The organism is bacterium, assembly GCA_021157605.1.
Lineage (GTDB): Bacteria > Patescibacteriota > UBA1384 > JAGGWG01 > JAGGWG01 > JAGGWG01.
The window spans coordinates 36,175-50,729 of the sequence record JAGGWG010000010.1; the positions used below are offsets into that span (position 1 = coordinate 36,175).

12 protein-coding genes are annotated in these 14,555 nt (G+C 39.3%); 8 read left to right on the forward strand and 4 right to left on the reverse strand.

The annotated features are described in order from the left end of the window. Window positions 1-5 precede the first annotated feature (5 nt). From rpoC to J7K05_01420, 5 genes are read left to right on the forward strand one after another with little or no spacing between them, the layout of a single operon-like run. Window positions 6-3,821 (forward strand): DNA-directed RNA polymerase subunit beta', encoded by a 3,816-nt coding sequence (gene rpoC, locus J7K05_01400; GenBank protein ID MCD6194843.1) that lies wholly within the window; start codon window positions 6-8, stop codon window positions 3,819-3,821. Between the two features lie 43 nt (window positions 3,822-3,864). After that, window positions 3,865-4,281, forward strand: a complete 417-nt coding sequence (rpsL, locus tag J7K05_01405) for a 30S ribosomal protein S12 (GenBank protein ID MCD6194844.1) — start codon at window positions 3,865-3,867, stop codon at window positions 4,279-4,281. 9 nt (window positions 4,282-4,290) lie between these two features. Continuing rightward, complete coding sequence (gene rpsG / locus J7K05_01410) at window positions 4,291-4,764, forward strand: 30S ribosomal protein S7 (protein ID MCD6194845.1); 474 nt, start codon at window positions 4,291-4,293, stop codon at window positions 4,762-4,764. A 15-nt stretch (window positions 4,765-4,779) separates the two neighbouring features. Then, on the forward strand, window positions 4,780-6,876 hold the full coding sequence (gene fusA / locus J7K05_01415; GenBank protein ID MCD6194846.1) for an elongation factor G: 2,097 nt from the start codon (window positions 4,780-4,782) through the stop codon (window positions 6,874-6,876). Between the two features lie 59 nt (window positions 6,877-6,935). Then, window positions 6,936-7,934: a hydroxyacid dehydrogenase gene (locus tag J7K05_01420; protein ID MCD6194847.1), complete on the forward strand. Its 999-nt coding sequence runs from the start codon at window positions 6,936-6,938 to the stop codon at window positions 7,932-7,934. A 441-nt stretch (window positions 7,935-8,375) separates the two neighbouring features. Here the strand turns inward: J7K05_01420 and murA are convergent, their stop codons facing one another. Next, complete coding sequence (gene murA, locus J7K05_01425) at window positions 8,376-9,713, reverse strand: UDP-N-acetylglucosamine 1-carboxyvinyltransferase (GenBank protein MCD6194848.1); 1,338 nt, start codon at window positions 9,711-9,713, stop codon at window positions 8,376-8,378. 191 nt (window positions 9,714-9,904) lie between these two features. Here murA and J7K05_01430 point away from each other — a divergent pair, with 191 nt between their 5' ends. Together J7K05_01430 and murC are read left to right on the forward strand one after the other, a co-directional pair. After that, complete coding sequence (locus tag J7K05_01430) at window positions 9,905-10,231, forward strand: hypothetical protein (protein MCD6194849.1); 327 nt, start codon at window positions 9,905-9,907, stop codon at window positions 10,229-10,231. Between the two features lie 94 nt (window positions 10,232-10,325). Next, window positions 10,326-11,720 carry a UDP-N-acetylmuramate--L-alanine ligase gene (murC, locus tag J7K05_01435; protein MCD6194850.1) on the forward strand — a complete coding sequence of 465 codons (1,395 nt, stop codon included), beginning with the start codon at window positions 10,326-10,328 and terminating at the stop codon, window positions 11,718-11,720. A gap of 72 nt (window positions 11,721-11,792) precedes the next feature. Here murC and J7K05_01440 read toward each other — a convergent pair whose 3' ends face one another. Further along, window positions 11,793-12,377, reverse strand: coding sequence for a hypothetical protein (locus tag J7K05_01440; protein ID MCD6194851.1), 585 nt, complete (start codon window positions 12,375-12,377; stop codon window positions 11,793-11,795). A gap of 599 nt (window positions 12,378-12,976) precedes the next feature. On the opposite strand from J7K05_01440, the gene J7K05_01445 reads away from it, so the two are divergent. Continuing rightward, window positions 12,977-13,771: a hypothetical protein gene (locus tag J7K05_01445; GenBank protein MCD6194852.1), complete on the forward strand. Its 795-nt coding sequence runs from the start codon at window positions 12,977-12,979 to the stop codon at window positions 13,769-13,771. Here J7K05_01445 and J7K05_01450 read toward each other — a convergent pair. Together J7K05_01450 and J7K05_01455 are read right to left on the reverse strand one after the other, a co-directional pair. Next, entirely contained in the window at window positions 13,741-14,130 is a 390-nt protein-coding gene (locus J7K05_01450) for an SPASM domain-containing protein (GenBank protein MCD6194853.1), read from the reverse strand. The genes J7K05_01445 and J7K05_01450 overlap by 31 nt on opposite strands. A 217-nt stretch (window positions 14,131-14,347) precedes the next feature. Beyond that, window positions 14,348-14,555 (reverse strand): hypothetical protein (locus J7K05_01455; GenBank protein ID MCD6194854.1); only part of this gene is annotated, 208 nt, incomplete at its 5' end.

A 14,555-nucleotide genomic window follows, 5' to 3' on the forward strand; every position in this document is an offset into this window, starting at 1 on the left:
AAGGTATGGCTAAGGCAACTAAAGGAAAAGCTCAAGGTATAGAGATTCTACCTGAAAGCATTGAGTCTTTTGACTTTCTCCGTTTAGGTATTGCTTCACCGGAGGAAATTCTTAGTTGGTCTAATGGTGAAGTGACAAAGCCGGAAACAATTAATTACCGCACTCAGCGTCCTGAACGCGATGGTTTGTTTTGTGAGAAAATTTTTGGGCCAGTAAAAAACTATGAGTGTAGTTGTGGCAAGTATAAATCCGCTCGTTACAAAGGAATGATTTGTGATCGTTGTGGTGTTGAAGTCACCCACGCTTCAGTTAGACGAAGACGTATGGGACATATTGAATTAGCTGTTCCTTGTGCTCATATATGGTATGTTCATGGAGTTCCTTCCCGTTTGGCTTTAGTCTTGGATATTAGTTCTAATGATCTTGAAAAAGTTATTTATTTTGGTGGTTTTATTATTAAAGAAGTAGATGAAGAACTTAAGAAGAAGACATCGGAACAGCTGAAAAAAGAATATGGGGAGTATCAAAAAGAGATTACCCAAAAAATTAAACAGGCTGATAAGAAAGAGAAAACAAAACTTTTGGAGAAAAAATCTCAGGTTGAAAGAGCTTTTGTCAAAGGTAAAGAAGAGTTGCAGAATTTGCGCGTTAAAAAAGTTATTTCTGAAGACGAATACTATGATTTAATTACTAAGTATGGTCAAATTGTTAAAGTTGGTATTGGTGCTGAAGCCATTGCCGAGCTTTTAGAAGCTATGGATTTGGAAAAGGAAATTAAAGAGATGGAGAAAAAACTTAGCAAATATACTGAGAAGCAAAGGCCTAAAAGAATAGTTTACAGACTCAAGTTGTTCTACCAAATGAAGAAGGCCAATATCAGGCCCGAATGGATGATTATAAAAGTCCTACCTGTTATCCCTCCTGACTTAAGGCCAATGGTCCAGCTTGATGGCGGTCGTTTTGCTGCTTCAGATTTAAATGATCTTTATCGCCGGGTTATTAGCCGAAATAATCGCCTGAAAAGATTAATGCAAGAAGGGGCTCCAGAAGTTATTTTGCGTAATGAAAAAAGAATGCTCCAGGAAGCAGTTGATGCTTTAATTGACAACAGCGCTCGTGGGCAAAAAGCAGCGATGACTACTTCGGGTAGAAGAGCACTTAAGTCTCTTTCAGATATGTTACGCGGCAAGCAAGGGAGATTTCGTCAAAATCTTTTAGGTAAGCGGGTTGATTATTCTGGTCGCAGCGTTATTGTGGTTGGGCCTGAATTAAAGTTTCACCAATGCGGTATTCCTAAACATATGGCATTGGAAATTTTTCGGCCTTTTGTTATTGCCAAACTTTTAGAAAAAGAAACTGCTAACAATATCAAGCATGCTAATCAGTTGGTAGAACAAGAGATACCTGAAGTTTGGGAAGTTTTAGGTGAGATTATCAAAAATTATGTAGTGCTTTTAAACCGAGCGCCTACTCTTCACCGTTTAGGTATTCAAGCATTTGAACCCGTTTTGGTAGAGGGCAAAGCTATCAGGATTCATCCTTTGATTTGTGAGGCTTATAACGCTGATTTTGATGGAGATCAAATGGCTGTATTTTTGCCTCTTAGTAAGAAAGCACAGGAAGAAGCAAAAGCGTTAATGGCTTCTAGTGTTAATTTGCTTAAACCTGCTTCAGGCAGACCAATTGTGACACCCAAGCAGGATATGGTATGGGGTTTGTACTACCTTACTTATTTGGATGACAAGCAAAAAGCCAAAAAATATTTTGGTTCTGAAGAGGAAATTTTAGTTGCTTATTGGACAGGACATTTGGATCTGCAAGAAAAGGTAAAGATAAAAATCAAGGAAGGAGATGTTATTGAAACTTCTTGCGGCAGAGTGATTCTTAATCAAGTTTTACCTCCTAATCTACGTTTCTTTAATGACTTGGTAGACAAAAAAGCAATGTCTCGTTTAATTGCTAAGAGTTTTGAATTTTTGGGTAAAGAAAAAACTGTTGAGTTAATAGACGACTTAAAGACTTTAGGTGTATACTTTGCCACTGTTTTTGGTACTACTATTTCAATGGCGGATATTGTTATTCCCAAGGAGAAAAAGCAGATTTTAGCGAAAGCGGAAAAAGAAGTTAAAAATATACGGAAGCAGTTTGAACAAGGTATGATTACCAATGAGGAACGTCATTTGATGATTGTAGATGTTTGGTCTAAAGCTCGGGGAGAACTGGAGAAAAAGATGCTTACTGCTTACTCTCCTTTGAACCCTGTTTACTCTATGGTTCTTTCTGGAAGTCGGGGTAGTGTAGCTCAGCTTAGCCAGCTCTCTGGTATGAAAGGGTTGGTGGTCAGTCCTTCAGGGAGAATTATTGATCTTCCTGTTAAGGCCAACTATAAAGAAGGGCTTGGTGTGCTTGAATACTTTATTTCTTCTCATGGTGCTAGAAAAGGACGGACCGATACTGCTTTAAGAACTTCAGAAGCAGGTTATCTGACTCGGCGTTTGGTTGATGTTGCCCAAGATATTATTGTAGAAGAGGAAGATTGTGGGACAAAAGAGGGGATTACTTTGCGGCGGGAAGAGGAAGCTGATTTTGTCCTCTCTTTACGTGGTCGCGTAGTTCTTAAAGATGTGAAGAACAAAAAAGGAAAGATATTAATTAAAAAAGGAGAGTTAATTACTCAGGAATTAGCACAAAAAATAGCTGAAGAAGTGGAAGAGGTAGAGGTTCGTTCGCCTTTAACCTGTGCTTCTCCATATGGTATCTGCCAGAAGTGTTATGGTGAGGATTTGGCTCGAGGAGAGATGGCAGAATTAGGAACTGCTGTGGGTATTATGGCAGCTCAGGCAATTGGTGAGCCCGGTACCCAGCTGACTATGAGAACGTTCCATGTTGGTGGCGTAGCCGGAGAAGATATTACTCAAGGTTTGCCCCGGGTGGAACAGCTTTTTGAGGCTCGCACTCCCAAGAATCCCGCTCTTTTGGCTGAGGAAGCGGGTAAAGTAAGAATTATAGAAAAGGAAGACAAGACAGAAATAGTTTTAGAGGCTGCTCGTAAAAAGAAGCGTACTCTGCATTTGCCCAAAAACACTACTCTAAAAGTGAAAGAGGGAGAGTTGGTTAAAGAGAAAGAAGTCTTAACAGAAGGCAAGGTGCGCATAAAAGCGCCTTTTTCTGGTCGTATTGTGAAGATAGATAAAACAAAAATTGTTATTGAGGCTTCAGAGCCGGCTCGTTATGAGTGGGAAGTTTCTCCTTATTTTGAGATTTTGGTTGAGGATGGTGAAGAAGTGGAAAAAGGGCAACAGCTGACTGAGGGTAATGTTGATATTAAGATGCTGGCGCGTCTCAAGGGCGAAAAAGCGGCTCAAAAGCATATTATTAATGAGATTAGTGATGTTTATGCTTCTCAAGGTCAGGATATTCATCCTAAGCATTTTGAGGTAACAGTCAGGCGTATGTTCTCTAAGTGCCAAATTGTCAATCCGGGTGATTCTACTTTTGTGGAGGGGCAAATTGTAGATCGTGCCAAAGTAGATTTTATTAATGGAGAGCTCAAAAAGAAGAAGAAAAAAGAAATTAGAGCCTTGCCTCTCGTGTTAGGTATTACCAGAGTTTCTTTAAGTACTGATAGCTTTTTATCTGCAGCTTCATTTCAGGAAACTAGCGCGGTTCTTAGAGATGCTGCTTTAGTGGGCAAAGTCGACCTCTTGAGAGGAATTAAGGAAAATGTTATCATCGGCAAGCTTATACCTTCAGGTACAGGTTTTAAGCCTCGTCAGTATCTGCAGCCAGCAGGTAGAGGTAAATCTAAGGGGAAAAGCTAAAGTGGTTATTGACTCTGTGGATTAAACTGATAAAATACAGATTATGTCTACATTCGCTCAATTAGTCAAAAAGGGGCGCAAAAAGAAAAAACGACGCCAGAGAACCCCGGCTCTCAAACGGGTTGTTAATGCTTTGCAAAATAAAGCCAAGATGTTGCCTAAGGGAGCGCCTTTAAAGCGGGGGATTTGCGTTAAGGTGACAACAATGACGCCCAAGAAACCAAATTCAGCCTTAAGAAAGATCGCTAGAGTTCGTTTGACTAATGGCATGGAGGTGACTGCCTATATCCCCGGCGAGGGCCATAATTTACAGGAACACTCTATTGTTTTGATTCGCGGGGGAAGAGTAAAAGATTTACCCGGCGTAAGATACCACATAGTTCGTGGCAAATACGACACCACTGGAGTTGAAGGACGACGCCAAAGTCGCAGTTTTTATGGTGCTAAAAAGGAAAAATAATACTTATTTATGCGGGGACGAGCCAAATTCAAAACCCAGACAATTCAGCCTGATCCTAAATATCACTCAGAATTAGTGGCTAAGTTTATTAATTATGTAATGCGCAAAGGCAAGAAAGCTAAAGCCCAGAGTATAGTTTATAGTGCTTTTGACATTATCCAAAAGAAAACAAAGAAGAAGCCGCTAGATGTTTTTGAGCAGGCATTAAAAAATGTAGGCCCTTATTTAGAGGTTAAATCCCGCCGGGTGGGAGGGGCTAATTATCAAGTGCCTATGGAGGTTCCAAAAAAGAGAAGAACTGCCTTAGCGATGCGTTGGATTTTGCAGGTTGTTCGCTCTCGCCAGGGTAAACCAACAAAGCAGAAGTTGGCAGAAGAGCTGATTTTTGCTGCTCAAGGCAAGGGAGAGGCCGTACGCAAGAAAGAGGAGATGCACCGTATGGCAGAGGCAAATAAAGCTTTTGCTCACTACGCTCAACGCTAATACTAATTTGAAACTATGGATAGAGAGTATCCCATTGAGAAAACACGCAACATTGGCATTATTGCTCACATTGATGCCGGTAAAACTACAGTAACCGAGCGGATTTTATATTACACCGGCAAAAAACACAAAATTGGTGAAGTTCATGAAGGTGAAGCAGAAATGGATTGGATGGAGCAGGAAAAAGAAAGGGGGATTACTATCACTGCAGCTGCTACCACTTGCTTTTGGACACCAATAGGAGAAGGTAAAGAGCAGGAGGCGAGAATTAATATTATTGATACTCCTGGCCATATAGATTTTACTGTAGAAGTTCAACGCTCCCTAAGGATTTTAGATGGAGCCGTAGTTGTTTTTGAAGCTGTTTCCGGAGTGCAGGCGCAGTCAGAAACAGTGTGGCGTCAGGCAGATGAATACAAAGTGCCCCGTATTTGTTTTATAAATAAAATGGATCGTGCTGGCGCTGACTTTTATATGTCCTTTAATTCTATTAAGGAGAAGTTAGGGGCTAATGCAGTGGCTTTACAGATTCCTATTGGTCAGGAAGATAAGTTTGAGGGGATTATTGATTTATTAAAGATGAAGGCCTTGACTCACGATGATGAGTTAGGCAAGGAGGTGGTGGAATCAGATATACCTGAGGATTATAAAGAAGAGGCAGAAAAGTGGCGTAAAGATATGGTGGAAAAAATCGCTGAAACTAATGACGAGCTTTTAGAGAAGTATTTAGAGGGAAAAGAGATAAGTTTAAATGAGTTATACAGAGCTATCAGAGAAGCAACAGTTCAAAATAAAATTTACCCTGTACTTTGTGGTTCTGCTCTTAAAAATAAAGGTGTGCAGCCTTTACTTGACGCTGTAGTAAGATATCTGCCTTCACCAGTTGATTTACCCCCTGCCAAAGGCACTAACTATAAAACTAAAGAAGAAGTGGAGTGTCCTCCTAAAGATGATCACGCTTTTGTGGGTTTAGTTTTTAAGGTGGCACACGATCCTTATGTGGGTAAGTTATATTTCTTCCGTGTATATTCCGGGGCCTTGGAAGCTGGTTCTTATGTTTTAAATAATACCACAGGAAGGAAAGAGCGAGTGGGACGGATTGTAAGAATGCACGCTAATCACAGAGAAGAAGTAAAAAAGGTTTTTGCCGGTGATATTGCCGCTATGGTTGGTCTTAAAGATACCAAAACTGGAGATACTCTTTCTGAAGAAAAGTTTCCTGTGCGTTTAGAGACAATTGCTTTTCCTGAGCCGGTTATTTCTGTAGCTATTGAGCCCAAAACTAAAGCGGATCAGGAAAAATTAGGTTTGGCTTTAAAAGAGTTTTTGGATGAAGACCCCACTTTAAAGGTTTCTTATGATGAGGAGACAGGGCAAACTTTGGTTTCTGGAATGGGTGAGCTGCATTTAGAGATTTTGGTTGACAGGATGAAGCGGGAGTTTGGCGTAGAAGCTAATGTTTCCAAGCCCAGAGTTGCCTATAAAGAAACTATCCGTAAGACTACTAAAGCTGAGGGCAAATTTATTCGTCAAACTGGTGGGCGAGGTCAGTACGGCCATGTCTGGTTGCGTCTCGAGCCTTTAGAAAGAGGAGCAGGGTTTAAATTTCTTAATGAAATTAAAGGCGGTATAATCCCAAGCGAATTTATCCCGGCAGTAGAAAAAGGCGTTAAAGAGGCAATGCAAAAAGGAGTTGTTGCTGGCTATCCGGTGGCTGATGTTTCTGTAGCTTTATACGATGGAAGTTTTCATGAAGTTGATTCTTCTGAATTGGCTTTTAAGATTGCTGCCACCAAAGCCTTTCAAGAAGCGGCAAAACAGGCTGATCCTTATTTACTTGAACCAATAATGGATCTTGAGGTAGTGGTACCAGAAGAATATTTAGGTCAGGTTAACGGTGATTTAAACAGCCGGCGGGCTCAAATTGAGAGTATTTCTCCAAGGGGTAATCTTCAGGTTATTAAAAGCAAAGTGCCTTTGGCAGAGATGTTTGGTTATGCTACTACTTTAAGATCTCTTACTTCTGGTCGGGGAGCCTTTGTTATGCAGTTTGATCACTATGCTGAAGTGCCTAAAAGTATTGCTCAGGAGATAATCGAGGGCAAGCGCTGATTATAGTTCTATCTTTTAAGTTTTGGAACAGTTATAATTTGTGCTAAAATAGTTTTGTAATGGCTGTATATTTTTTTGAGGTTGAGCCGTGGGAAGAACGTTATCTAAAAAAAGAGTTTCCTAGAGCAAAATTTTATTCTTCTAAATTGACCTCCCGTAAGTTAAAAGATTGTCAAAACGCAGAGGTTATTTCCACTTTTATTTACTCCAAGGTTAATGCTCAAAAATTAGAAAAGTTGCCAAAATTAAAACTTATTGCTACTCGTTCCACAGGCTTTGACCATATTGATATTGAGGCTTGTCAAAAAAAGGGTGTTAAAGTAAGCAATGTCCCCACTTATGGGGAAAATACAGTGGCTGAACACGCTTTTGCTTTGATTCTGGCTTTGTCCCGCAAAATTGTGCCCTCAGTAGAGAGGGCTAGAATGGGAGATTTTAACCTCTCTGGTCTTAGGGGTTTTGATCTTAAAGATAAAACTATTGGTGTTTTAGGTACAGGTAATATTGGCGCCCATATAGTGCGGATTGCTTATGGGTTTGAAATGAAAATTTTGGCTTATGATCTTCAGCCAAACTCAGAGCTTGTTAAAAAATACGGGGTTTCTTATACATCCTCTTTAAAAGAGCTTTTCCGCCGTTCTGATATTATCACTCTTCATTTGCCTCTTAACAAGCACACCTATCATTTGGTGGATAAAGAGATTTTGGCAGAAACAAAGAAAGGTGCTTACTTAATTAACACTGCACGAGGAGGTTTAATTGATTCAGAAGCTTTGGTTTGGGCTTTGGAGGAGAATATTTTAGCTGGCGCTGGTTTAGATGTTTTAGAAGAAGAGCCTCTTATTAAGGAGGAAAGGGAACTTTTGCACAAAAACTTAGAGCTTTCAGCAATGAGAGATATTTTGGCAGACCAAATTCTTTTACGCCATCCTAAAGTTATTGTTACCCCTCATAATGCTTTTAACAGCAGTGAAGCTTTGGAGAGGATTTTAAAAACCACAATAAAGAATATCCGCGCCTTTTTAAAAGGCAGAGCAATTAATGTGGTCTCTAAATAGAGTTTTTGAGTAGTGAGTTGTTTAATGATTTTTAGTATTAAACTAAGACATAATTTACATATATAAAAAAGCTCCCCAAAGGAGGGGAGTTTAGTTTTTATTGGGACAGTTCCAGATAACGTGCCAGCCAGAGCATAAGTGCGACTATTCCAAATAGCAGAACAGCAGAGAAAAAATTGATTATTTTCTCCTTTTTCATTTCGCAACCTCCTGAAGATCAAGGATCTGTAAGCTACGTAGATATTAAAATATTCAACTGCAAAAAGCAACAAAAATTAGTTAAATATACAAATTACATTTTTTCCTTTTTGCCACTTTTATTCTTTACCATTTTTTACTACTTCTTCTCTAAACCACCACCCTTCTCACTTTATTACCTAAAAATTATATTCCAATGTTCTTAAGAATGTCAGAATAAAAACCACTTTCTTTTTGCTATTTTTATACCTTTCCCCTAACTTTTATCTCTAACCCCAAACTCTTAAATTTGTTAATAATATTTTCATATCCTCGTTCAATGTGCTCAATTCCATAAACCTTTGAAGTCCCTTTGGCAATAGCAGCAGCAATTAAATAAGAAAAACCAGCTCTAATATCTGGAACAACAATAGTGCCGCCTTTAAGCGGGGTTTTGCCAAAAATTATACAGCTATGAAAAAAGTTTTTTTGATAAAAACGGCAAGGGTCAAAATTCAAGCAACGGGTAGAAAGTTTTATATTCGCCCCCATTTTTACTAATTCATTCGTATAACCAAAACGATTTTCAAACACTGTTTCATGGACAACTGACTCGCCTTTAGCTTGAGTCAAAAGAATAACAAAAGGAGCTTGCCAATCGGTCATAAAACCGGGATGAACATTGGTTTCAATACTAATAGCTTTTAGTTTCCGCGGATTAGACCAAAATCTAATTCCATCTTCTTTTACTTCAAATTCCGCGCCCACTAAACGGATTTTATTCAGAAAAGTGAGAAGGTTAAGTTGGGAAGCTCCTTTAATGAAGGCGTCACCCCCTGAAGCAACTACAGCGCAGGCAAAAGAAACAGCTTCAGTTCTATCTAAGATAACTCTGTGCTTAAAACCTTTTAGCTTTTTTACTCCTTTAATAACAAAAGTGCGATCGCTCCTAATTTCTATAATCGTTCCCATTTTTTGAAGTACTAACATTAAATCAATAATTTCAGGTTCAATAGCGGCATTTCTAATTATTGTCCGTCCTTCAGCCAAAGAAGCACACAAAAGTACATTTTCAGTTGCTCCAACACTAGGGAAGGGCAAAAAGATATCAGCACCATGTAGTTTTTTTGCTCGAACAATGTACTTGCTGCCCCTCTTTTTAATATCTGCCCCCATTTTTTTAAGAGCATTAAGATGAAAGTCTATTGGTCTTTTGCCTATTTTGTCTCCTCCTACTACAGGAACGATTGCTTTTCCGTAACGATGCAGCAAAGGACCAAAGAAAAGAATAGGGACACGGTTGCGACCAGTATAAGAAGCAGATATCTCTGGTTTTTTGATTTTTTTGGTAGTAATTTTTAAGACCCCATTTTTAAAAGAGAACTCGCTGCCAACATCATGGCACATTCCCATTGTTAATCTTGTATCCAAGATATCAGGAATATTCTCCAAAACACACTCCTCGTCAGTCAACAAAGAGGCAATAATTTGTTTGGTGGCAGCGTTTTTGGCTCCACTCAGCTCTATTTCACCTTTTAAGGGTCCTTTGGGTTTTATCTCATAGTGCCTGCCTTGAGCCACCTTACTCTTTTCTGTATTCATTAACTAAATTTTATCAGAACAATAATAATTAGCAAATAAATCATCTAAAAAGAAAAGCATACAAATCTTGAATCCTTTTCTCTAAAACTCAGTAAAGCTGAATAAAAACGAATTGTCGGAATTAGACAAAACTTTATTTTTGTGTATTTTAAAGACAGGACCTTGAAAATACTTTAGTAGGAGGCAAAAAGATGAAAATAGCTAAGTATCTTCTGCTGGCCTTGGTGTTTTTCAAAATGTCTGTAGGTTGTTCGTATCTCAAGGAAAAAAAGTTGACAGGAACCTGGGCAAGTACTGCAGGAGGTTGTGGGAGCATCACCCTCACTCTTAAGCCGGATCACAGCGGCACACTGGAGATAATGGGGGAACGGGAATGCTTCACTTGGGAAACAAAAGGTAACACTTTAATTCTAAAATTTCCAGATAGAATTATCCAAGGAGATTATGTTTTGAAAAACGATACCCTTATCATAAGGACACCGGGAAGGCCAGATGTAGTATTTTACAAGCAGGAATAAGTATTTCACCATAAAAGGGACAAACAATGTCCCTTTTTGTATTTTCTGGTCTCTATTGAATAAATCCTTTTTAAATTATAAACTCATAATAGAAATGTCTGATTTTAATCTAAAAAAAGCCAAACATATCCATTTTGTTGGCATTAAAGGTGTAGGTGTCTCTGGCTTAGCTCTAATTGCTAAACACAGAGGTTTTAAGGTTACTGGATCTGATGTAGAAGAGTCGTTTATATCTGACGAAGCTTTAAAAAAAGCAAAAATACCAGTTGAAAAATTCTCTGCCCAAAACATAAAAGGGGTTGATCTAATAATCCATTCAGTTGCTTACAATGAGACTAATCCTGAAATCGCGGCCGCAAAAAAGAAAAAAATCCCTCTTTTTACTTATCCGCAGGCTCTGGGATTGTTTATGCAAAACTATACCGGGATTGGTGTTACTGGAGCTCATGGCAAGACCACTACTTCTGCTTTAATTTCTTATATTTTAGTGCGCGCGAGAATGGATCCAAACTTTATTGTCGGTGCCCCAATTCCCCAACTGGGCTCAAACAGCCGTTATGGAAAAAGCAAACTCTTTGTAGTTGAAGCTGACGACTACCGTTATGCCTTTCTAAACTATGCCCGCTCACTTAAATATACAGTAATCACAAATATAGATTGGGACCACCCTGATTGTTATCCTTCGCTAAAAAGAATGATTGAAGTTTATGCTGAATTTGTTACTTCTCTTCCTAAAAAATCTCTTCTTTTAGTTTATGGAGAAGATAAAAACATTAAACGCCTACTTAAACAAATTAAACGCAAAGATTTAAAAATTAGAACTTACGGGTTTAATAAAACTAATGATTATGTAATCTTAAAAGTCGCTGAAAAAGAAAACCAAACCAGATTTTCGATTTCCACCCAAAACTGCTCTTTGGGGAATTTTGAAATCAGCATTCCCGGTGAACACAATGTTTTGAACTCAACTGCCGCAATAATTATCTGTCAAGAGTTAGGTTTAAGTGCTGATAAAATTGCCAAGCCGCTAAAAGAGTTTAAAGGCGCTAAGAGAAGATTTGAAATAAAAGAAGAAAAAAATGGTGTCTTAGTTATTGACGACTATGCTCACCATCCTGCAGAAATTAAAGCTACCCTTAAGGCTGCCAGAAAGTTTTATCCCCAAAGAAAGATCTGGGCGGTGTTTCAGCCCCATACCTTTTCCCGCACCAAAGCCTTGCTTAGTGAGTTCGCCAAAGCCTTTAGAGATGCGGATTCCGTTGTTATTTGTGATATCTTTGCTTCTGCTCGGGAAAAAGATACGGGAGAAGTCAGCGCTACCCATCTGGCTAAACTGGCTCAAAAACACCATCCTTGTGTTAAATATATTGGCTCAACCCAAAAAGTAGTTGAATTTCTAAAAAAGAACACCAAGCCCAAAGACATTGTCATTACTTTAGGAGCAGGCGATGTTTATAAAACTGTAGGAGAAGAATTTTTGTTTTCATAGTTTTTATTTTAATATCTTAAGAAAAAATATTGGGGTAGAAAAGCCCCCCAAAAAAAAGAGGGGGGCGAAAGTTTATTCTTCTTCTTTTGTGACATTCCCATCGGCCCATCCCACAGTGACTCCGTCTTTATGGCGAGAGGTGGCCTCTTGTATAACACGCCGAGAAAAATCATTTTCAAACTCAAGTTTTCTTATCCAGAAGTTAGTCGGCTTGAGGAAAACAACTGGAGTTCTTTCAGCTTCTACCAGCACAGGTATAGCTGGATTAGTATAAATTTCTGTTTCGTGTTTGCCTGCTAAGAAAACATTGAAAGCATAGCTCAAGTAAAGGTTGTCTGTGCCGCCTTCAGGGTTGAGGTAATTTATTTTATATTTAGAACGGTCCCTGGGACAGCGAAAGATATCCTCATTTTTAACATAGGGGAAGATCGAAGAAACATAATCATTGGGCTCATTAGGCCAATAACCGTTATAATCGGCTACATACATTGACATAACTGCTGTTAGGGAGGCCACATTGCTGCGGCAGTCGCTTTCTTTGTTGAAAATCATCAGATCTTCTTTGTCTATCTCTTTGAATGTTAAAAAAAGACCCCATCCGATGATTATAAGCACCACAAGCAAAGGGAGCACCACGTCTTTTATTTTTTCTATCATTCTCAGTCACCTCTTACTGAGTTTTAAAGAACTTGCTCTGAGTAAATACTAAGATATTTAAACTCAGATCTCAATAGAATCTGCTATAACCATAATTATAAAAGCCAGAAATTTATTTGCTCGAGTTGTGTTAGAAAGGAGAAGGAAAGGGTTGTCTTTGCCGCAAACTACAGAAGAGTGGATTCAGGGGGTAGAGAAGGTTATAGAAGGCTACTAAATCTACAAGTAGTAATTAAGATATATTTTGCTTTCTTTTGTTTGTCCCGACGACTAAGGTTGTTGAGACTTTGAGGGGGCAAGTTTGTGAAAAATGGACCAATATCCATTTGAAGCTAAAAATAAGTTTATTTTAATTAACCTTTGCCCGTTTTTACATTTCATAACTTTTCACAAAGGCTTTTAAACAATTCCAAAATAGAAATACCCAGCATCAAGCTTAAAGGCAAAGTCGGGAACAAAGTAGGCGGGAGCTTTAAAAGAAAATTCAAAATTGAGGTTAAAAGTTATCACGCGCACTTTTTTGTGAGCGAAACTCGCCTCTGAAGTTTTTGATCTGAATTTCTTGCTCCTCTTTTGGTAAAAAAGTATACTAACAGCAAATGCTTAATCCAAAATTGCGCTTTCGGTACAGTATTGTCAAAGAAGCAGAAAACTGGGTCAATCTCGCCAAGGATAAAAACGACACTTACGGAATACCTTATGAAGAGATAGTAGCCCCGATGCCGGAGAAAATTTTGCGTTTTATCGAATCGCATAATCGCAAGGAGTCGATAGCCCACGTGAGTCAATTTTTGCGTCAGGATCCACGAAGACCGTTGAAAGAACTATTTATTCGGCAGAAAATCAAAAGCCTTGGGGCTATTTGGGAAAAATTAGGTGAAGAGTTGATAAAAAAATTGACTCGGCTCGTGGGTAAACAATTTAAGCAAAAAGAGCTCACCGCCTATATCACCCACCTTTTTATTTGTGATTATAACTACGAGAAAGGCTACTTTTTCCTGAGCTTACATCACTCAGATGCTTTGAACTTTTCGGTAATCGCTCACGAGCTTTTTCATTTTTTGTTCTATGACCACTACCATGATTGCTGTTTGCAAAAAGGCTTGTCGGAAACCCAGTTTCAGGATCTTAAAGAGGCAATGACAGTTCTGCTTAATACTGACCAGTTTTCCTCCCTTCTTCTGGTTGAGGACCAAGGTTATCCTCAACACCAACCCCTTCGCGATTTTATTTGGAGAGAATTTCGGAAGAAGAACGACTTTAAGAAAGTGGTGGAAAAAACCATAAAATTCTTAAAGAAAGAAAACCCTGAAACAAAAAACCTTGGGCTCTTGAGTGAGCCCAAGGATAGAGAAGAGCGTGTTCACACAGACTCTTCTTGGGTCTGTCGATAGAGGTCTTCCAACAGCCAGTGGAGGGTGGTGATGACGTGGATACAGAAGTCTTCATCGAGAGCCCAGATGCTACCATGTTTTATGTCCGCATTGTAGGGGCATCCACCTCCGCAAAAACCAAGAGCTTCACATTCTTGGCACTGAGGCATAAGGAATGGTGAGCGCCGAGCCCACTCTCTCCAGTAAGGATGCTGAACCGGATCCAGTGTCTCTGTGAAAGGTACAAAATATCGGCCTGATCCTGTATACCCATGGCATACACCTACTTCACCTGTGGGAGTAAAAACTACTTGTCGACCGCAGCCACAACAGTCTCGATCGTATATCAATCCCTCCACGAATGCTTTCACTTTCCGCATTATCCTTGATTCATATTGAGGAGGTTTTGGGTTTGAGGAGAATAAAGGCTTTCGGAGTATAGTGAACGATACTTTGGATTCGAGAGCAAAAGTAAAAGAAATAATTTCTTGCTTCCGGAGCTTCCGAGCTTATTAAAGGGTGTTGACAATGATGGGGTTATGATCGCGTTTTTATTTACTTGACAAAATGTGTTTTCTGTAGCAGAATTTAATTGACTCAAGAGGGGCATTCAGTCTCTTTTGAGCGGCAATTATTGAAAATATATTGAGGAGGTGTCGAAATGGGAGCAGTAGCAGCCAGGGCGGCGGCAGCCGCCGGCGCGTGGCTGAAGCCGCGCGCGATGACGCGGACAGAGAGATTTATTTCTGTCCCGCTGATGGTTTTTGTCTTTTTTTTGATATTCGCTTTTTTCGGAATCCCCCCC

Excerpts from the sequence above, each read along its gene's own strand:
- rpsG (MCD6194845.1), top strand. The coding sequence starts at position 4,291 with ATGCGGGGACGAGCCAAATTCAAAACCCAGACAATTCAGCCTGATCCT.
- J7K05_01420 (MCD6194847.1), top strand. The coding sequence starts at position 6,936 with ATGGCTGTATATTTTTTTGAGGTTGAGCCGTGGGAAGAACGTTATCTA.
- rpsL (MCD6194844.1), top strand. The coding sequence starts at position 3,865 with ATGTCTACATTCGCTCAATTAGTCAAAAAGGGGCGCAAAAAGAAAAAA.
- rpoC (MCD6194843.1), top strand. The coding sequence starts at position 6 with ATGGCTAAGGCAACTAAAGGAAAAGCTCAAGGTATAGAGATTCTACCT.
- murC (MCD6194850.1), top strand. The coding sequence starts at position 10,326 with ATGTCTGATTTTAATCTAAAAAAAGCCAAACATATCCATTTTGTTGGC.
- fusA (MCD6194846.1), top strand. The coding sequence starts at position 4,780 with ATGGATAGAGAGTATCCCATTGAGAAAACACGCAACATTGGCATTATT.
- J7K05_01440 (MCD6194851.1), bottom strand. The coding sequence starts at position 12,377 with ATGATAGAAAAAATAAAAGACGTGGTGCTCCCTTTGCTTGTGGTGCTT.
- J7K05_01445 (MCD6194852.1), top strand. The coding sequence starts at position 12,977 with ATGCTTAATCCAAAATTGCGCTTTCGGTACAGTATTGTCAAAGAAGCA.
- J7K05_01430 (MCD6194849.1), top strand. The coding sequence starts at position 9,905 with ATGAAAATAGCTAAGTATCTTCTGCTGGCCTTGGTGTTTTTCAAAATG.
- J7K05_01450 (MCD6194853.1), bottom strand. The coding sequence starts at position 14,130 with ATGCGGAAAGTGAAAGCATTCGTGGAGGGATTGATATACGATCGAGAC.
- murA (MCD6194848.1), bottom strand. The coding sequence starts at position 9,713 with ATGAATACAGAAAAGAGTAAGGTGGCTCAAGGCAGGCACTATGAGATA.